The organism is Algivirga pacifica (assembly GCF_039543525.1).
Taxonomy (GTDB): domain Bacteria; phylum Bacteroidota; class Bacteroidia; order Cytophagales; family Flammeovirgaceae; genus Algivirga; species Algivirga pacifica.
Map to the genome: position 1 here is coordinate 272,218 of NZ_BAABJX010000020.1, position 20,945 is coordinate 293,162.

The 20,945-nt window shown below is 42.2% G+C and carries 14 protein-coding genes; 8 read left to right on the forward strand and 6 right to left on the reverse strand.

Annotated elements, in window-relative coordinates:
- Positions 1–5: 5 nt before the first annotated feature.
- The 5 genes from ABD985_RS06300 to nirB all read right to left on the reverse strand — a co-directional run bounded on the left by ABD985_RS06300 (position 6) and on the right by nirB (position 7,424).
- Positions 6–1,058: a hypothetical protein gene (locus tag ABD985_RS06300; protein WP_345370151.1), complete on the reverse strand. Its 1,053-nt coding sequence runs from the start codon at positions 1,056–1,058 to the stop codon at positions 6–8.
- Between the two features lie 42 nt (positions 1,059–1,100).
- Positions 1,101–1,790, reverse strand: a complete 690-nt coding sequence (locus ABD985_RS06305; protein ID WP_345370153.1) for a response regulator transcription factor — start codon at positions 1,788–1,790, stop codon at positions 1,101–1,103.
- Positions 1,791–1,978: 188 nt separating this feature from the next.
- Positions 1,979–3,790 (reverse strand): ATP-binding protein, encoded by a 1,812-nt coding sequence (locus ABD985_RS06310; protein ID WP_345370155.1) that lies wholly within the window; start codon positions 3,788–3,790, stop codon positions 1,979–1,981.
- 429 nt (positions 3,791–4,219) lie between these two features.
- A complete protein-coding gene (nirD, locus tag ABD985_RS06315; protein WP_345370157.1) occupies positions 4,220–4,588 on the reverse strand; it encodes a nitrite reductase small subunit NirD in 369 nt (122 codons plus the stop codon).
- A gap of 343 nt (positions 4,589–4,931) precedes the next feature.
- A complete protein-coding gene (gene nirB, locus ABD985_RS06320) occupies positions 4,932–7,424 on the reverse strand; it encodes a nitrite reductase large subunit NirB (protein ID WP_345370159.1) in 2,493 nt (830 codons plus the stop codon).
- Between the two features lie 115 nt (positions 7,425–7,539).
- Between nirB and cobA the strand changes: the two genes are divergently transcribed.
- The 3 genes from cobA to ABD985_RS06335 all read left to right on the forward strand — a co-directional run bounded on the left by cobA (position 7,540) and on the right by ABD985_RS06335 (position 11,472).
- Complete coding sequence (gene cobA, locus ABD985_RS06325) at positions 7,540–8,313, forward strand: uroporphyrinogen-III C-methyltransferase (protein ID WP_345370161.1); 774 nt, start codon at positions 7,540–7,542, stop codon at positions 8,311–8,313.
- A gap of 310 nt (positions 8,314–8,623) precedes the next feature.
- Positions 8,624–9,988 (forward strand): MFS transporter, encoded by a 1,365-nt coding sequence (locus ABD985_RS06330; protein WP_345370162.1) that lies wholly within the window; start codon positions 8,624–8,626, stop codon positions 9,986–9,988.
- A gap of 92 nt (positions 9,989–10,080) precedes the next feature.
- Positions 10,081–11,472 (forward strand): alginate export family protein, encoded by a 1,392-nt coding sequence (locus tag ABD985_RS06335; protein WP_345370163.1) that lies wholly within the window; start codon positions 10,081–10,083, stop codon positions 11,470–11,472.
- Positions 11,473–11,546: 74 nt separating this feature from the next.
- Here the strand turns inward: ABD985_RS06335 and ABD985_RS06340 are convergent, their stop codons facing one another.
- Positions 11,547–14,834: an amidohydrolase family protein gene (locus ABD985_RS06340; RefSeq protein WP_345370165.1), complete on the reverse strand. Its 3,288-nt coding sequence runs from the start codon at positions 14,832–14,834 to the stop codon at positions 11,547–11,549.
- A gap of 338 nt (positions 14,835–15,172) precedes the next feature.
- Between ABD985_RS06340 and ABD985_RS06345 the strand changes: the two genes are divergently transcribed.
- The 5 genes from ABD985_RS06345 to ABD985_RS06365 all read left to right on the forward strand — a co-directional run bounded on the left by ABD985_RS06345 (position 15,173) and on the right by ABD985_RS06365 (position 20,839).
- A complete protein-coding gene (locus tag ABD985_RS06345) occupies positions 15,173–16,837 on the forward strand; it encodes a hypothetical protein (protein ID WP_345370167.1) in 1,665 nt (554 codons plus the stop codon).
- 99 nt (positions 16,838–16,936) lie between these two features.
- A complete protein-coding gene (locus ABD985_RS06350) occupies positions 16,937–17,572 on the forward strand; it encodes a MarC family protein (protein ID WP_345370169.1) in 636 nt (211 codons plus the stop codon).
- Positions 17,573–17,846: 274 nt separating this feature from the next.
- Complete coding sequence (locus ABD985_RS06355) at positions 17,847–18,326, forward strand: MarR family winged helix-turn-helix transcriptional regulator (RefSeq protein ID WP_345370171.1); 480 nt, start codon at positions 17,847–17,849, stop codon at positions 18,324–18,326.
- Between the two features lie 328 nt (positions 18,327–18,654).
- The gene (locus tag ABD985_RS06360; protein WP_345370173.1) at positions 18,655–20,097 is read left to right on the forward strand and encodes a sodium:solute symporter family protein; all 1,443 of its coding nucleotides are present in this window, start codon (positions 18,655–18,657) and stop codon (positions 20,095–20,097) included.
- Positions 20,098–20,398: 301 nt separating this feature from the next.
- The gene (locus ABD985_RS06365; RefSeq protein WP_345370175.1) at positions 20,399–20,839 is read left to right on the forward strand and encodes a GNAT family N-acetyltransferase; all 441 of its coding nucleotides are present in this window, start codon (positions 20,399–20,401) and stop codon (positions 20,837–20,839) included.
- Positions 20,840–20,945: the final 106 nt, after the last annotated feature.

Genomic DNA, 20,945 nt, shown 5'->3' on the forward strand with positions numbered 1-20,945 from the left:
AAAGCTTACTTCCCAAATCGATAGGATAATGTCAAATTACTTCCATACTGAGACAAGTTAAACAGTGCTGTCTGACCATAAACATCCGCTCCTAGTGCCCATCGCTTATGAAGGTTCAACTGGGCTCCGACACTTGCATGAAAAATCGGCATAAACAACATATCACTACCTACCGTAATACGTGGCTGAATAAATTTTCCAGAAAACACATATTGAAATCTCAATGGAATAAAGTAGAATCTACTAGATGCATCTCCTTCCTCCTCATTATAAAAAGTAATGTTGTTTTGCAAAACCCCTACCTGTAGATATAAGTTTTCGTTGGCTTTAGGTAGCCAAAAAGATAGTAGTGCTCCTTGCTGTTGAACACTTCCTTTTCCTCTTGCCTCTTCCGCTTCTAACACAAACTCCCCTACTCCCCTGGAAAGCGCTACTTTCATTCTAAAAGGATACTTCTGCTTACCGTAAACTTCACAGATACCTTCGGGGCAATACAAATCATGATACTTTTTAGTCATCTTAATCAAACGACTCCTACTTAACGTATTACTTCGTTTAATTTGCTTGGATAGAATGTCTTGATCGCCTAAGTAATCCTCCAGCATGGTAAGGTACTGCTTTTCCTTCACCAGAAACTCCTTACCATTTTGGATGACCGTCTTCTCCTTGTAGCGTAGTTCCAATAAAGAATCCGTATCTCCCACTAAATAATGGTGTCCATTTTTATCCCTGAAATAATAAGCATCCTTTTCTCCATCCACCAAATATTCCACAAACTGCCTTCTATTTTCGAGTCCATAGACATATTTACTGATATAGTACTTTCCTCCTGTGAAACGGTAAGCTTTTAATTCCTCCGGAGAATAAGATGTTTGAGGAAGTGTATCATTTTTGAAAATACAGGAGGAGATACTCATCATATCACTCTGGTATTGGAGTTCTCCATAAATCGTATCATTTGCCATGGTAATGATATATCCATCTCTGTATTTACTCTGTGCAGATAAAAAAGTCTGCAAAAATAATAAGCAGCCAAAAAGAAAAAATAGGTATTTCATCAATCTAAAAAATAAGTTATTGGGATAAATGGTTGGTTGTCTTTAATCAACCAATTTCTTTAAAGAAGCATGTGCATTCACTTTCTTCACCAGCTCCAATGCAGACTTTACTTCCAGCTTTTTCATAATATTAAAACGGTGCGCTTCAATCGTCCTTATAGATTTAGAAAGTTTCAGGGCGATATCCTTACTACTCATCCCATCCACCACATAACGCAGGATTTCCGTTTCCCTTTTGGTGAGGGCAAAATCCACTTCTTCTGTCTCTTCCGTTCCTTTTGCCTTTTGTGGAGCTGGACTCCCTTGCTGTCGTAAGAACTGATTGACCAACACTTCTGAAACGGCACCACTAAAATACTTACTCCCAGCATAAACGGTATTGATTGCCTTCAGGAACTCCTCATTTCCAGCATCTTTCAAAACATACCCTAGCGCCCCTTTACGAACAGCTTCCAGAATATATTCTTCATCCTCATGCATAGATAGGATGAGCACCTTTGCTTGGGGATCTTGCTTGATTAAATGTTCTGTCGCTTCAATCCCATTCATCTTGGGCATACGAATATCCATCACTACGACGTCAGGTTGCAATAACTTGTACTTCTCCAGCGCTTCTTCTCCATCGGAAGCCTCGTCCAGTACGTCTATGTTACTTTCCTGATCCAATAACATTTTAATCCCATGTCGAACAATGACATGATCGTCCACTAATAGTAATTTTATTTTGTTCATTTGTGATCTTTATATATGGTTATGTTCATGTTGAATCGTTGATTTGTTGAATTGAGCTTCGCTCGTTGATTCGAGTTGATGTGTTGTATGAGGATTAATACATATCAATCAGCAGTTCAACTCGAATCAACGAGCGAAGCTCAATTCAACTCAGCAGCTTGCTGCTGAAATTCAACGATTCAACAATATTACCCCATGCCCTTTTTTAAAGGAACCTGCAGCAAAACCTTTGTACCCTGCCCAATTGCCGTATCAAACACCAATGTTCCCTGTACAAACCGAGTGCGGTCCTCCATATTTAGTAACCCCAAGCCCTTCTTGTGCTCTGGCATATTTTCTTTGTCAAATCCAACGCCATCATCCTGTACATTGATCAAGAGATAACGGCTATCATGTTCCATCTCAACCACAATGTGATTGCCTTTGGCATACTTAATGGCATTATTGACGGCTTCCTGTACGATACGATAGACATTCGTTTCAACAGAAGGATCAAGTCGACCCAAGAACCCTGATCGGTTGATAAAGGTGACTTCATAATCTGATAATCTACTCACCTCTGCCGCAAATTTATTCAACACTGCAGGTAACCCATAATCGGTTAAGGAAGAAGGGGCCAAATGAAAGGCTATTCTCCGGCTTTCAACAATAATACGCTGCACTAGTTTTTTCAATTCCCCGAGTTGCTCTACCGTTTTCTTTTCATTTTTAAGGCTAAGGGATTCCAACTTGAATTTCAAGCCTGTCAATAATTGCCCTATGCCATCATGAATATCTTTGGAAATCCGTTTTCGTTCTTCCTCCTGTCCTTCCATGATTAGCGCTGAACGGATGCGCATCTTGTCAATCTCCCGCTCTATTTTTTCCATATTGATCTCATTGGTAAGCGCCTCTGCTTCTTTTTGGTCCGAAAGGTCCACTCCCATGACCATTACCGCCTCAATACCATGGTAAGGTACTTTAACCAAATGTAGATCAAGCCAAACAAAATCTCCTTCTCCGGAAGTTACCCGCACTTCTCCATGCCATGCTCCTTTTTCCTTCACAATGCCCCATACCTGCTCGATAAATGCTTGTTCATACCCCTCTTCTCGCCACCATTCTTTTATTTTAAGGGGTTTTCGAGTCTCCCATTGCATCATATCCCTAAAATCAGGACTTACCCAGAAGGCTTCTCCCTCCAGGGATACTTTTGCCAATACGTGCTGTAGAGGAGCTTCTTTTTCCTCCCGATCCGAAAGAACTTGATAGGCCTGCCCCAAGGTCTGGTATAACTCCTCCGTTTCCTGTAGTAAATCGTCGGTTTGCTCCTTAGCGTTCTTTAACTCCACAACGGTATCCTTCACTAACTGGGCCGTGGGTCTAAAGATAAAGAATAGCTCAAATGCAATCACAATCAAGGAAACGGTGAGTAGTATCCATTCCGTATGACTCAATAATTGAACACGTTCCTTCGCTTCACGACTATATTGAAAAACGATAGTATCCATCACCCCCAGATACCCTTTTTCGTTGACCAGAATGTTTTTTATCCCTTGGGACCAATATACTGTATCACCTCCCTCTAAAAGAGCACATCCTTCTAACATCTTATGATAATAGGGCTTCAGTTGCTCAAATAGTTCGTTAATTTTTTGACTATTCTGTTCCCTATCAGGCCAATATGCTGCGGAAGACAATTTTTGATGGGACTCCTTCCATAAAGTAGTTGCTGCTGTCAATTCTTGCTGCAGAGTACGAATCTCAGCACCCTTTGCCTGCTGTAACTGCAAAGCTACCTTGGCAATCTTCTGGCTCAGCATCCGTTGCCGACCAGCAATATTCACTACTGTCGCATCCTGTTGTTGCAAGCCTATATGGTGCTGTATAAGCAATTGCGTAAGGATCAGCACCAATACGATTAAGAATATCGCAACTGCATATAACCTGCCTAAGTCTCTAAAATGATAGGACTTGAGGTAATCATATCGTTTTTTTATGCCTAGTGGAGTACCTTTCAAGGGGAATAAGGTTTAGTTTATCTTTTATTGGTTAATTAGGTTTGAATAATTAACCGACACAGTAGTTATCTCCACCCTCGCCTAGGGTTAAAACCCCAGGCTCTTTAAGAAATACCGCTTTGCGGTTATCAATTCAATCTTTTTTGCAGTATACGCTAGAATAGCTCGCCACGAAGTGGCACTTCTTAAAGAGCCTGGGGCTTTAGCCCTAGGCGGAGTCGAGGGAAACATTTATGTCGGTTATTTATTCAACCTTAATTAACCATTACATAGCATTAGTAAACTACATATTATTTTGCAGACAGCTACAGTCTTAACCATCTCGTATGTAAAAATACGTATAAAAAATATGCAGAACCTAGGAGGTAGAAGAAAAAAGAAAGGCTCCTGCAAAATTGCAGGAGCCTTTCTTTTTTCTTCTATTTTCAATTAATGCCATCCTATATAAACTTTCCCCTCTTCTACCTTTACGGGGTAAACCTTTATAGCTGCTTCCTCTCCATTAAGGTTCTTGCCGGTACAGAGGGAAAAGGTCTTTTTATGAAAAGGACAAGCCACCTTGGGCTCTCCCTTTTCCGAACCAATCATTCCCCGAGACAAGGCTGCCTGCTGCTTATGAGGGCAGATGTTCTGGGAAGCATACCACTCTCCTCTACTACTAAAATTGAAAATAGCAATCTGCTCTCCTTCGATCAGTACACATTCTCCTCCTTCCTCTGTAAAATCCGTTGCATTGCCTGCGAATACCCAGGAGGTTACTTTCTCGTTTTTCGGAATATTATAAGTATCGTATGTCATAATTTGTTGAATTGTTGAGGCGACTTACGTCGCTTGTTGAGTAACACTTCGTGTTGTTGAGTTTGACCTTCGGTGCGTTGAGTTTTTTAGGTGCGATAATTAAGGATAAATATCAATCAGTCATACTACCAACTGGCTCTGTTGAATCGTTGAATTTCTCCTTCGGAGAGTTGAATTGAGCTTCGCTCGTTGATTTGAGTTGATATGTTACATGATTATTGACATACTCTGTCAACTATTCAACTCGAATCAACGATTCAACCCAATACGAAGTATTGAAATTCAACGATTCAACAAAGTCAGTTGGCAGTATGACTGATTAATACTCAAAACAACCGCAGCCCTACCAGTTGACAGGTTTCTTTTGCTCCCTCATAGGTTCAAATTGTACCATCGGGTCTTTTTCGTCGCTATTGGCAAAATGCCTGAACTTCGCTCTTAGCTCAGGGTTTTCTACCACAGCCTTCCATTCGCATTGGTATACCTCTATCAGCTGGCTCATCTCCTTTTCCAGTTCTTCCCCTATCCCCAATACATCTTCTACCACTACGGATTTTAGGTATTCCAACCCTCCTTCCAATTTCGCTAACCAAGTGGAGGTTCGGTTCAACGGTTCTGCAGTTTTGATATAGAACATCAAAAAACGATCGAGGTAGCGGATACATTCCTCTGAGGTGATATCAGCCGCCAACAACTGTGCATGCTGGGGCTTGGAACCTCCATTACCTGAAACATATAGGTTCCAACCTTTCTCCGTCGCAATAATTCCAAAATCTTTCCCCCTTGCCTCGGCACACTCCCGAATACATCCAGAAACGCCCCCTTTTAATTTATGCGGTGCCCTTAATCCTTTGTAACGATTCTCTACCTCTATGGCAAAGGACACGGAGTCATGCAAACCATATCGACACCAAGTCGACCCTACGCAACTCTTCACCGTTCTCAACGACTTGCCATAGGCATGTCCACTTTCGAAACCTGCATTGATCAGTTGTTCCCAAATATCGGGTAGATCCCCTACATGAGCGCCGAACATGTCAATACGCTGTCCGCCTGTGATCTTAAGGTATAGGTCATATTTCTTGGCAACCTGTCCCAAAACAATCAGCTTGTCAGGGGTAATCTCTCCTCCCGGCACCCTTGGCACGACAGAGTAGGAGCCGCCTTTTTGTATATTCGCCAGGAAACGGTCATTCGTATCCTGGATCGTCGGTTGCTTGACGATTAAATCATTCCAAGCACTAGCTAAAATAGATGCTACGGCTGGTTTACAGATTTCACATCCGTGTCCTTTTCCGTATTCCTTTAATAGTTCTGGATAGGTCTTAATTCCTTTGACTTTCACCAAGCTGAATAACTCTTGTCGACTATAGGCAAAATGCTCACAAAGAACCTGCTTCACTTCCTTACCCATTTGTTTGTGGGTATGGACCATTAGGTCCTTGACCATTGGCAAACAACCACCACATCCTGTCCCTGCCTGCGTGCAAGATTTTAGCTGTTCCATACTCTCTATCCCCTGCTCTTTCACCGCTGTACAAATATCTCCTTTGGTGACATTCTCACAAGAACAAACCTGTGCTGCATCCGGCAGATCTTCTACCCCTCCCCCTACAGCTTGTTCTCCACCTTTGCTTTCAATGATCAGGTCCTCTGGATGAGGAGGGAGTTTCATCCCATTCATCATCATCTGATGCAGCATATTGTAAGCGCTAGCATCTCCCACTAAAATACCGCCCAACAACTTTTTACCATCCTCGGAGATATTGACTCTTTTATAAATCTTTTGATAACGATCTTCGATTACAATAGACCTTCCCTTTGAGGACTCCAATAAAGCATCTCCAAAACTACCAACATCCGTTCCTACCAATTTTAACTTGGTCGACATATCGGCTCCTGTAAAAGCTTTAACCTCTTCTCCAGCCAACTGCTTCACTACACAATCAGCCATATCATACCCTGGGGCCACCAATCCGTAAATCATGCCTTTATGCAAAGCTACCTCACCTATTGCATAGATATTAGGGTCTTCTGTACGCATATGATCATCTACGATCACCCCTCCCCTTGGACCAACCGACAAACCACATGTTCTTGCCAGCTCATCCCTTGGCTTGATTCCTGCCGAGATGACTACCATATCCGTCAGGAGTTGTTCTCCATTAGCAAATTGTAATCCTGTCAACTGCTCTCCACCGACAAAGGATGCTGTTTGTTGGGACAAGTGAAACTCCAGGCCCATCTCTTCCAATGTTATTTGTAACATCCCTGCACCCCTTTCATCCAATTGCCTTGGCAGTAATCGAGGAGCCATCTCCACCACATGTGTTTTCAGCCCCATATCCTTCACCGCCTTTGCTGCTTCCAGACCTAATAACCCACCGCCTATAACGGCTGCACTTTTACATTTAGAAGCATACGATTGAATCGCATCCAGATCTTCCAGCGTACGGTATACAAATACCCCTTTTTTATCGACCCCTGGAATAGGAGGAACAAACGCCATGGAACCCGTTGCCAAAACCAGCACATCATAGGCATGAATTTTTCCATCATGGGTTACCACCTGTTTTTTGTCTCGCTCAATACGTGTCACCATCACCCCTGTCTCCAACTGTATCCCTTGAGCGGCATACCAATCCCTGGAAGCTAACTGTAAATCTTCCTTAGACTTTCCTTGAAAGTAATCACTTAGGTGTACCCTGTCATAAGCGGGCGTCAACTCTTCCCCAAAAACCTTCACCTGCACTTCCTCTTCGCCAATTTGTTTTCTAAGACGCTCGCAGAATTTATACCCTACCATCCCATTCCCCACAACAATAACCTGCTTCATAGTTGTATGTATTTTCGTCAGCAATGCTAAAAATGAGTAATTCAATACGTAATTATACGTATAAATACTTATATTTAAAAAATCATTACAGGCTTTTACTTAAAAAAATACAAAGATGGCAACTCAAAAAATAGGACACTTGACACTGGTAGGGGCTGGACCTGGGGCTATTGACCTGATTAGTGTGAGAGGATTACGCTGCATTCAGCAAGCTGATACAATATTATACGACGCTCTGGTAGATCCTGCATTACTAGACTATGCCCCTCAAGCTGAAAAGGTATTTGTCGGTAAAAGAGCGGGACAACACTATAAAGCCCAAGAGGAGATCAATGCTTTAATCCAGCACTACTTACTCAAAGGACAACATGTGGTTCGCTTAAAAGGAGGAGACCCCCTTGTTTTTGGTCGAGGACATGAAGAAATCGAAGCAGTAAAAACTATTGGTGGTACCTCTTCTATCGTACCGGGTATCAGTAGCGTGACTGGAGCCCCTGCCTCTATAGGTATACCGATTACAAGAAGAGGGGTTTCCGACAGCTTTTGGGTGATTACAGGCACAACCGCTTCCGGCGCACTTTCTACAGACCTTACTCTGGCAGCCCAATCCTCTGCCACTATCCTGATCCTTATGGGATTGCAAAAACTCTCCTTGATTGTGCAGCTCTTTAAGATGTATCGAAAAGAAAATGAACCTATCGCCATTATACAAAATGCCAGCAGAGATGACCAGAAACAAGTGATTGGCACCCTTCAAAATATAGAGCAACTCGTAGAAGAAGAGAAAATTGGCACCCCTGGGATTATTTTGGTGGGAGAGGTTGTCAAGTACAGTCCGCTAGCTATCCATGAAATGATAAACCATGAAGCAGTGAAGGATGAAGGATGAAGGATGAAGGATGAAGGATGAAGGATGAAGGATGAAGGATGAAGGATGAAGGAATTTAAATACGTATATACAGAAAGACAACTACTTAGTTTACTTGTATTGAAAAATAAATAAACAGCAATCAAACAACTTAAAATCAATTAATTACAATTAAAACATGACAAAAGACAGTTTTTGACATGGCGTTAAAAAAGGTTTTTAGAAAATTTTTATCATAACTACTCTCCTATCCACTACTTACATTCGTAAGTATAAATACTTATTCAATTAAGTATCACAGAATAAGAACTTATACTAAATACTATTTATCATGTCTACTTCTACTTCAAACCAAGAAAAAGCAACAAGTATCAACTTGTTCGATTTCAAATCTGTACAGATGAGAACTTTTCATCTGAGCTGGCTGGCTTTCTTTCTATGTTTCTTTGGATGGTTTGCCCATGCCCCACTAATGAACTCTACTATTGGTCCCGACCTGGACTTGAGCAAGGCACAAAAGATCACCGCCTTTATCGCCTCTGTAGGGGTGACAGTATTTGCCCGTCTATTTATTGGCTTTTTGTGTGATAAGATTGGACCAAGAAAAAGCTATGTGTACTTATTGATCTTTGGTGCCTTTGCGGTAATGGGATCTGCTTTCGCTACCACTTGGGAAATGTACTTAGTCTCTAGAATGGCGATTGGTGTGATCGGTGCTTCTTTTGTGATTACCCAATACCATACCTCCGTGATGTTCGCCCCTAATATTGTAGGAATTGCCAATGCTACCACTGCAGGATGGGGTAACCTAGGTGGAGGAGTTACTCAAGCGGTCATGCCATTGATCGCAGCCGGAATGCTTGCTTTTGGCTTTGCTGAGTCTGAACTAAGTAAATGGAGACCTGCCATGTTTGTTCCTGCAGCCATTATGTTTGTGGTCGCTTTCTTGTATTGGAAGTTTACTACTGATACGCCAAAGGGAAATCTGGAGGATCTACCGGAAGAAGAAAATTCAACAGAAAAGAAAAGCAGTAGTAGTGCTTTTATGGAAGCCCTTAAAGATAAGCGTGTATGGATTCTGTTCGCTATTTATGCCGGTTGTTTTGGTATGGAGCTATTCGTGAACGGTCGTGCCGCTACGTATTATCAAGTGAAGTTTGCCTTGAATGAAACTACTGCCGGAATGGTAGCAGCCTTATTTGGCTTGATGAACCTGTTTGCCCGATCTATGGGAGGATGGTTAGGTGATCGATTCTCCAAAACTGGTGGTCTATCTGGAAGAGTGAAATGGCTAGTGATTGTAATGTTCATTGAAGGTATCGCATTGACGATCTTCTCACAGATGGATGTTTTAGGGGTTGCAATTGCGACTATGATTGTATTCTCTTTATTCGTCCAAATGGCAGAAGGCGCCACCTACTCTGTCGTACCGTTTATCAATAAAAAAGCGTTAGGCGCTGTTGCCGGAATCGTAGGGGCTGGAGGAAACGTAGGGGCCGTTCTTTACGCACAGTTCTTATTGAGAAGTGGTTCCTCTCTGGAAGATGCCTTCCTATACTTCGGTATTATCGTATCGGCCATCGGTCTACTGGGACTGGGTATTAAGTTCTCTAAAGAAGACGAAGAAGCTGCTGTGGCAGAACAAAAACGTCTGGAAGAACTGAATACCGAGCTACGCAAGAAACAAGCAGCGTAAACTAATTATTAATGAAGAATGAAGAATGAAGAATTATTAATAAATATTCTTCATTCCTCATTCCTCATTCTTCACTCATAATTATAATCCTCATGCAAGCAAAACTTTACCCTTATAAACTACTTCTAGCGCTACTACTTTCTGGCTTCGGAATCAGCGCACAAGCCCAATTCACTTTAGAAGGACAATACCGCCCCCGTACAGAAATCCGTAATGGTTTTAAGTCTCCTATTCTGGAAGGACAACAGCCCGCTATTTTTACAGAGCATAGAGCACGTATTACGGCAGGCTATGGTATGGACAAAATAGGATTCAAGATGTCTGTACAGGATGTACGTATCTGGGGAGAGACAGGACAAATCAACAAAACGGACAATTTACTTAGTATACATGAAGCGTACGGAGAATATAAGCCTAACGCACAATTTACCTTAAGAGTAGGTCGACAAGAGATTGCCTTGGATGGGCATCGTTTCTTTGGCACCCTGGACTGGGCAGCGCAGGCACGTGCATTTGATGCCGTGCAACTTATGTATCAGGATAGCTTAGGAAGACAATTTAGAATCATGGGGTCCTTCAACCAAAATGGATGGACCGGTCAATCAGCTCCAGAGCCTGCTAAAAATGTAGGGAATCAATACTATGGAGGAGCTTACCAAGGCGCCAACCCTTATACTACTTTTGGATTGGGACTACCTAAAGCACAATTATTAGCCTACGGCAAACAAGTCTGGGACAAAGGAAGCATATCCGTAATGGGGCTCGCTGACTTTATTCAGCCAGAAACGGGAGATACTTACCCCTACTTTCATTTAGGCATTACACCTGAGTATAAACTAGGTGCAGTAAAAGTACTTTCCCAGATTTACTACTCTGCGGCTAAACAAACGTTATCTGACACCAATGCAGAGTTGGAAGATATGACCTATTCCGGGTACTTCCTTCACCTTAGCCTACAACATACACAGTTAAAGGGAAAACCACTTATTGGGGTAGACTATATCAGCGGAGATGATAAATCAACAGCCAATACCATCGAAGGGTGGGCACCACTATACGGTACCAATCATAAGTTCTATGGTTTTATGGATTACTTCTATGTAGGATCAGGACATAATGGAGGAGGAAACCAAATGAGTGGAGGGTTAATTGATACTTATCTAAAAACAACGTTTTCTATTAACAAGAGCACCAAGCTTCTGGCACACCTGCATGCTTTTATGTCACCGACAACGGTAAATGATCCAACGGGCACTACAGAAAGTCTTGCCCCATATTTGGGAACAGAAGTCGATTTGGTTTTAGTAAAAAAATTGGCCCCGTCCCTTACGTTAAAAGCTGGTTACTCTCAGATGTTTGCCACAACTTCCATGCAACAAGTCAAAGGACAGTTTGACAGTACTACCAATACGTACAAGCAAGCCAAAGGCTTTCAGAACTGGAGCTGGGTGATGCTAAACTTCACACCGAAGTTTCTTAATTAAATGAAAAATGAAGAATGAAGAATATTAATTAGATTCTTCATTCTTCATTCTTCATTCTTCATTCTTCATTAAACTTAGTGTACTCCACAACCACAACCCGGTCTGCTAAACGACTGGCTGTGTTCATGCCAAGGAAAATCTTCACTATACCCCGGCATCTCCCAGTAGAATGGATTTCTTTCCTTCTCCCTCAAGCCTACCTCATTCATAGTTTCTGCATTATACAGACGACCGTTGATCATGGTATGGGTGATGGTCTCGGTATGATAAATATCCTCCAGAGGGTTTTTATCCATAATCACCAAGTCAGCCAACTTTCCTTTCTCCAAAGACCCTACATCACCGTCCAGGCCTAAATACTCAGCACCATTCATTGTCGCGGCTCTTAGTGTTTCCATTGGAGTCATTCCACCTTGTGCCAACATCCACAACTCCCAGTGCGCTCCTAAACCTTGTAACTGTCCATGGGCTCCAAGATTAACTTTCACTCCCTGATCCGCTAAAGACTTACATAGTTTAGAGGAAAGGATATGGCCATTCTCATACTCTTCTTCCGGCACCATAACCCTATGGCGAGAGCGGCTATCGACAATCGCTCTTGGCGTATACTTCAGTAATCGTTCCTTCTCCCATACGTTCGTATGCTGGTACCAATAATATTCACCACTCATACTGCCATAGTTCACGACCAATGTTGGCGTATATCCCGTCTTACTGTTTTTCCAAAGCTCATGCACGTCTTTGTATGCCGGATAAACAGGAATATTGTGCTCGATTCCTGTATGTCCGTCCAGAATCATGGACATATTATGATAGAAGAAAGAACCTCCTTCTGGTACTACCATAATCTCATTTTCTGCAGCCGCCTGAATGATCTGCTGACGTTGTTCTCGACGTGGCTGGTTATAACTTTTTACAGAAATTGCTCCAAAGGCCTTGGTTCTACGAATCGCCGAACGAGCATCTTCCAGATTATTAACCACTGCCTTAAAGTCACCATCTGCCCCATAGAGAATAATTCCTGTAGAGAAGATACGAGGACCCACCATCTTTCCTGCTTTCACTAGTTCGGACTGAGCAAAAACCATCTCTGAGTTTGCTGATGGATCGTGCGTCGTGGTCACCCCATACGCCAAGTTAGCATAATAAGGCCAGTTCTGCTGTGCGTTTAATCCTAAACGGAATGCACCAAGGTGAGCATGAACATCTACAATACCCGGCATGATCGTCTTTCCTGTCACATCCATTACTTTAGCACCCTCTGGAACTTTCACCTCTCCTTCTGCTCCAATCGCCTGAATACGGTTATCCTTGATCACAATTACGGCATTGTCGATGACTTCATCCTCTGCATTTACTGTGATTACTTTAGCGCCTTTCAATGCCAAAATTCCTTCCGGCTTATCCGCCTCTGCTTTTAGACCGATCTTAATCCCTTCGGCTTTTGGTTTTGCCAATTGCTCTGGTGCGCCTTCCAAGAAAGCGAAATGCTCCTGCAATTTCGCCGTAAAGTACTCTTCTCCAAGCGTCCAATGTACCTGCTTGCTATCGGCAGACCAATGCAAGTTAATCCCTGCATCCCTTGCCAACTGGGCTACCGGTACTGCTTTAGTATTCGCAGAAAGTTCAATTGGCTTCCCTGCCTTTGGCATAGGAGCTACATATACCTTAAACAACTCTGTAAAAGCAACCCACTTGTTGTCCGGGCTCAACACAAACTGATTGGAATACTTAGAGGTAAAGTGTATACGCTCGTCGTGTCCATTCAGGTCTACACTCTTGAGCTTCTTCTTCAATGCTCCAAAAAGATAGCCTCCCGTTTGGTAATAGATACGCTGACCATCCGCACTATACTGAGGGTACTCCCCTTCTTCCACCAAGCGTTTTTCTTCAGACCCCTCTATCTTCATCGTATAGATTCCCGGCATCTGTGTAAACTCATGTCCCTGCTGATCATTCCCATGCTCCTTTACAAACACTATGGATTGGCCATCTGGAGAGAAGGCTGGCATTCTGTAGATCCCTTTCTTCTTTGTCAACTTAACAGGAGTTGCCCCATTGGTAAGATCCAACTTCCAAATGGCTCCTTTTTCTACATCGTTCCAAGTAACAAACAACAATGTATTTCCGTCCGGAGACAAAGCTGGCTCATATTCAAATCGGCCTTCTTGTGAGGTTACTCGAACGGGTTTTCCTTTTGGTAATTCTTTCTTCCAGATTGCTCCTAGCGCACTGAAGTACACATGCTCGTCTTTCTTATCAATCATCGCATGGCGAATCACCTTCACATCAAATTGATCTGGCGCAACCTCATGCTTGAAACGTAAGGCTTCTGCAACCTGTTGGTTCACTTCTGCCTTAAATGGAATTTCCTCCGCCTTACCATTCTCGACCGCTACTTTCATAATCTTCCCCTTATTCCACAGTACGATATGCTTATCGTCCGGTGTCCAGGCATATTTAGGGTACACCCCAAAAATAGCCCAAGCCTCTTGCTGATCCTTGCTTAATCCTTTGTATAATGGACGTTGCTCCCCAGTCTCCAGATTATAAAGATATAGTACCGTTTCAGTCCTTACACGCTTGATATAAGACAGATATTTCCCATCATGAGAAATCTGCGGAGTACTTGCTCCTCCCGGGCCTCCCACAATCTGCTTCTTCTCACCGGTCTCACGGTCGTAACGCTTGATCGCATAAATCTGCTTATTCACGTCTTTATTATACTGGAAATATCCTCCACTATACATATCCTCTGCATAATACAGATAACGACCATCTGGCGACAAGGCTGGCTCATTGATATCCTGCTGTTCATTTTTCTTGGCTATCAGCTCTGTTCCTGTACCTCCAGAAATATGGTACATCCACATCGCCCCAGCTCCTAAGGAACGTCCCGCAGTGAAATGTTTTCTAGCAATGATGTATTGTCCATCAGGCGTCCATGCCGGTGCATTCAACAAACGGAAGGTTTCCTTCGTCACTTGCTTTGCACCGGAACCATCGGCATTCATCACCCAAATATTATCTGCTCCTCCGGCATCAGAAGTGAAGGCAATCTTCTTTCCATCAGGGCTAAACCTTGGCTGCACCTCGAAGGCGTGCCCTCCTCTGAGCAACGTAGCCTTTCCCCCCGCAAAAGGTATCGCATAGATATCTCCCAGAAGATCAAAGACCACGGTCTTTCCATCTGGGCTAACATCCACATTCATCCAGGTTCCTTCGCTAGTGGTAAAATTAATTTTCTTGGTAGGACGTGTTGGTTGATTCACCTCCCACGCTGCTTCTTGCTTTCCTTTCTTCTGCGCAAACACCGAAGAGGCTGTCAGAAGAAGGAATAGTAGTATACGTGAAGTTCTCATTAGCTATAGTATTTTTTATTATACGATAAAGCAAAACTACACATCCACATGGGAACCTATTATTTTTTTTCTCTAATTTTCACTTTATTATAGAATTAAATCTCGAAATAATCCCTATTTATAGACTTTTCCCCCCTCCCTATTTCCTCCTCAAGTTTTTTCTGTATATTGAAAACCTCATATACTTTACCGGAAAAAGAATATACTATCACGGACCCAATCAGATAGTTAGGACATTCCATACCGAATGAATGGTGTAAAAGGCTAAAACCCCTTTTGTGCAGCAGTCATAATATATTTTAACCAAACATTAGCGATCAACTTTTTACTTTGATCCCATGACAATCAGTACATTTGAACAATACCTGGAGAAACACCTTCTGGAAATAGGCAGGGAACTCCATACTTCTAATGCGATACGCTCTATAGAAGCCCTCACCCCCCATTCCTGGGAGGTTTGTGTAGAAGACTTCAACGCGCCTCATCGCTTAGTAAACATTGAACTAAAAGATAATGAGTTTATAAAACGTTGGAAATGCACCTGTGAAAAGGACTCTCCTATTTGCACGCATACTGTCGCGGCTCTTTTTGCTATTCGAGAACAAAGCAAGCCCACTGAATGCCTCTCAACAAAAGAGCTCCTTGAGTCACAACTGGAACAAGTCGACGATAAGGCACTGCATTCCTTCTTGCTTCATGAGTTTATGGAGTCTCCTATACTTAGGACTCGCTTTATGACTCATTTCAACAACATCGCTGAACTTCCTCATGCTATCATCAGGAGTACACTATGGAATACCATCGTATATGCTAAAGGAAAATATACTTCTATAGAAGCAGAATGCATTCCTCACATCACTGCTGTGTTGGAGCCTCTTCATGACAAGATGGAAAAGCTTCTGGACACACAAAGACTGGAGGATGCCTTTGTACTTTGTCAAATTATCCTGGAAGAGCTAAGTACTGTCTTTCAATATACTGACGATACAGAACGACAACTTCACTATTATATGGAGTACTGTCTGGAAACGTTAGAGGAAATAGGACTACGTGCCTCTTCTGAGTTAAAAGAGCAATTAATGACCTATTGTTCTGCAGCTTTGCGGGATGAACGCTTTCAACAAAACGAGTATGCTTTACGTATGCTGGCATTACTCCCTCCCCTGATTGATAAAAATGAGCAAGAAGCTATGTTTATGGCACTGCTTAACAACTTATTAAAGGAGGCTAAAAAACAAAAGGATAAAGGGAAAGCAATCAAGGTACTGCACATCAAATATCGCTTATTGCTTTGTCGTCAAAAGCATCCCGAAGCCCAAGCCCTTTTGGATGCCTATAGCAATGTGGTAGAGTTCCGCCTAATGCTATTCAAGCTTGCGTTAAAGGATAAAAACTATTCCAAAGCCAAAAACATTGCTTTGGAAGGGTTAGCTGAAGCAGAAAAAATACAACAAGAAGATGCTATTCTTCTTTGGGAACAGCAACTACTCAAAACAGCCGAGCTAAGCGACTGCCTAAAAGGTATACAGCAGTGGGCCAAACGATTGTTTTTCAAGAGCTACCATCCTATGAAATATTATCACATCTGGAAATCTTCTTACTTTCCGGAAGAATGGGATGAGGTCATTGATTCGCTTTGCACTCAATTACACACCGAGTATTTCTCTTCAAAAACGGAGTTGCTTGCCCAGATTATGGTAGAGGAAAAACACTATGATTGTATTATTAAACTAATGCTACAGCATCGTCAACAGCTAACCTTTGTGGATGCTTACGCCCCTCATGTTACAATACATTACCCAGAGGAGTGCCTCATATGTTATCAAGCAGCCATAAAGCATTATGCCAAGATTGCTACAACATCTGTTTTCCAACGCATCCCGGGGTTTCTAAAAAAGATGGCGCAAATTACTGGAGGGAAAAAAGTCGCTGATGAACTCTTACTGCAACTTAAAGTAACTTATTGTGAGCAAGAAGAGCTGATTAAGGTGCTGGACTCATAATGTTTTGTAGCGTTTACCGCTTATCGCTTATGGTTTATCGTTTATTTTTTTGATTAAGGTATTCAAGCAAAGCGATAAGCGATCATACCACTTTTAAACATGACAAACGAATTATTCAACTTTGGCTTATTGGGGTTTACCTCATTTTTCACATTGATCAATCCTCTGGGAACCATGCCTATTTTTTTGACCATGACCTCAGAACTGGATGCCGAGCATAAAAACAAGACTATACGGAAGGCCACTGTCGTCTCGGCCTTTACCATTATAGCCTTTGCCTTTTCCGGGCAGCTGCTCTTTAACTTCTTTGGCATCTCTGTCAATAGTTTCCGCATTGTCGGAGGAGTTGTTTTCTTTATTATGGGGATGGACATGCTACAGGCACGTCTGAATAAAGTAAAAGTGAAAAGCTCCGAGGTCAAAGCCTACGTGGATGATATTTCCATCACTCCACTGGCTATTCCTATGATCTGTGGACCGGGAGCCATCACCAATGGCATTATCCTAATGGAACAAGCTGACAGCATTGCCGAAAAGGGCGTATTAGTATTATCGATTCTCTTAGTGATGCTGCTCACCTTCATCATTCTTCACAGCTCGTCCAGACTCGTGAAATTCATGGGGGAAACTGGCAATAACGTCATGATGCGATTAATGGGATTAATTGTAATGGTCATTGCGGTGGAATTTTTTATTGGTGGGTTAAAGCCAATTATCGCCAATCTCCTACAGTAGTTGAGGCGGCTTACGCCGCTGGTTGAGTAGCACTACGTGCTGTTGAGTTTCACCTTCGGTGAGTTGAGCCTTTGTTTATGATGTTCCATGAAGCGAAGTATAATGAGATAAAATCTCAACGGAGCGAAGCTCCTCTCAACAGCACGTAGTGCTACTCAACCAGCGGCGCAAGCTGCCTCAACAAAATAGTTTCATGACGAAATACTCCCTCCTTACTTTATAAAAATAAGTATATTGCACACCCGATCTGATTCAACGAATAATTACATTGACCATGGAATATACAGACATCCTTATTGATATACGCAAGATTGTGCGTTCCATCAACCTGGAAAGCAAGCGCATAGAAAAAGAATACGGCATTAGCATTCCACAGCTATTATGCCTGAGTTACCTAAAAGAAAAGGAGGAATTCAAAGCTTCTCACAGCGAGCTCAAAGTATTTTTACAACTGAATGCCAGTACGATCTCTGGCCTTATCCGTCGACTGGAGAAAAAGGGCCTAATCGCCAGACTTCCAAAAATCGGGGACAAACGTGTATCCTATATTGTCATTACCGCTCATGGCGTAGACCTACTCAATAAAATTCCTCCATTGATGCACGATCGATTAACTCAAAAACTTCAAAAGCTATCTGATAACGAATTGGAAAACCTACAGCAATCCCTAAAGCAGATTGTGTCTATCATGGACATTGAAGATATTGATGCTGCTCCTATGATTACGTCTGGAGAACCTGATGGCGAAGTGTGAGAATTTTCAATGATTAATGATTAATTTTCAATAGAAGGGAGGAAAAAGGACCTCTTCCTCATGTATCGGGGCGACCATAAGGGACGCCCTTATCTCTGTTTGAAAATATTTTCACAACAAACATTCCCTTCCTTACAGACACCCCATACCTTTATAATATTTTTTAAAATATTTACACCCCCATAAAAAACAACTGTTTATCAGTAGATTACAATACAAACACATCACTACACACTCTCTTCCCTTTTGTATCTTAAAACATTAACCCTTAAATTTGTTCGTATAGAAACTATTTTACAACAAACGAATCACAAAACTTACATACTCTATGCACTGGCTTGATCTATCGATCTTCCTAACTTATATGGTCGCCATGTTAGGCGTCGGCTTATACTTTTTTTATCAGAATAAGACTACTGAAGACTATTATGTAGGGGGGAGAAAGATAGGAAGTTGGCACATAGGACTTTCTGTGGTCGCCACGGACGTAGGTGGTGGTTTTTCTATCGGACTAGGAGGACTAGGATTTGCCTTGGGTATTTCAGGGTCGTGGATGCTTTTCACAGGACTAATAGGAGCATGGCTAGCCGCTGTATTTCTAATCCCCTCCGTCAATAAACTTTCTAAAGAAATTAATTTACTGACCTTACCGCAGCTTTTTGGTTATTTGTTTAATGGCCGGGTCGCCTTGATGACCGGCATCCTGTCTGCTATCGGATATGTTGGTTTCACAAGTTCCCAGATTTTAGCAGGAGCCAAATTAGCTACAGCGACCTTCCCAACCCTGGAGCTTCCTACAGCCCTATGGGTCATGGGAGGTGTTGCCGTGATCTATACTGTATTTGGAGGGCTTAAAGCCGTGATCTATACCGATACGGTCCAATGGATTATTCTTATGGGAGGCCTGCTATTTGTAGCGCTTCCTTTAGGGTATTATGAAGTTGGAGGATGGGAAGGATTACAAAATACACTACCAAAAAGTTACTTTGACTTTCAAAACATCACATGGCAAACTTTTGTTAATTGGGGAATTACCATTATCCCAATTTGGTTTGTGGGCATGACCCTGTACCAGCGTATTTTTGCCGCCAAAAATGAGCAGGAAGCGCAGAAAGCATGGTTTATTGCCGGGCTTCTGGAATGGCCACTGATGGCAATCATGGGAGTTTCCCTGGGGATTATTGCCAGAGCAGCTGTAGAACAAGGTCTTCTAGCAGGTATCACTGCCGCTGGCACGGATGCAGAGATGGGGGTTCCTCTTTTACTGCGCTATACACTTCCTTACGGACTAATGGGCGTTGTATTAGCCGCCTATTTCTCTGCCATCATGTCTACTGCTGATAGCTGCCTAATGGCCGCTTCCAGTAATATCATGACTGACTTGATGAAGCCCTTTATAAAACTTACAGAAAGACAGGAAATGCGTTGGTCCCAGGTACTGACCTTTATTGTAGGGTTAGGCGCTATCGCCATCAGCAACTATATGACACAAGTATTAGACTTAATGCTTATGTCTTACTCGGTAATGGTTTCAGGCTTAACGATACCTTTATTGGCTGGCATGTTTATGCGTAAAGTATCCTCCAGGGGAGCACTTTGGGCCATCATTATGGGAGGAGGAACAACCATTACATTACTGGCTACCTCTATGGAACTACCTTTGGGACTTGACGCCAATGTCTTTGGTTTGAGTGCCTCTGCCATTACTTATTTTGTGATTGGCATTTTCCATAGCGACAAGCAAGAAGTGTTTGAGAAAGTAAGTCTTTAATTACTATGGTTTTTATATCAATTAAGATTGAATAAATAACCATCATACTGCTAAACAACTTTGTTGAATCGTTGAATTTCACCTTCGGTGAGTTGAATTGGACTTCGTCCGTTGATTTGAGTTGAACTGTTGATTGATATTCATACAACAGTTCAACTCGAATCAACGATTCAACGAGCGAAGCTTAATTCAACGATTCAACAATGCTAGTTGGTAGCATGGTGCGTAAATATCCAACCTTAATAAAGGTAAAAAGACCATTATACAAACGTAACTATCAAAATATAATTAACATACAACTATGAGTATCGCCGTAAAAAATACCATCAAGAATGAAACCCTAGGACATAGTACCAAGGAAATCGCCCAGTTTTTAGAAACCCACCTGGAAGAGTATGGAGATCCTTTAGAAGATATTCTAAAGTGCATGGACTATGCCCTTTCTTCTGAGCCAGGTAAAGGAGGTGCTATATACGTCGCCGAAAAAGAGGGTGAAATTGTAGGAGCCTCTATCTTGAATGATACAGGAATGTCTGGTTATATCCCGGGCAATATCCTGGTATATATTGCTGTAGATGGAGAACACCGAGGAGAGGGTATTGGAAAATCATTGATGAATGATATTCTAAAACATACGAAAGGGGACATTGCCCTTCACGTAGAAAAGGACAATCCGGCACAAAAGCTGTATGAAAAAGTGGGATTTGAGAAAAAATATGTTGAAATGCGCTTGGCACGCTAGCGTCTTGCACAAAGATTATCTTTATAATACCTAGTCAAGAGTAAAACGGGAAGAGATGGTGTACACCCCATCTTTCTTCCTTTTTTACTTATCGTTTCATTATTCC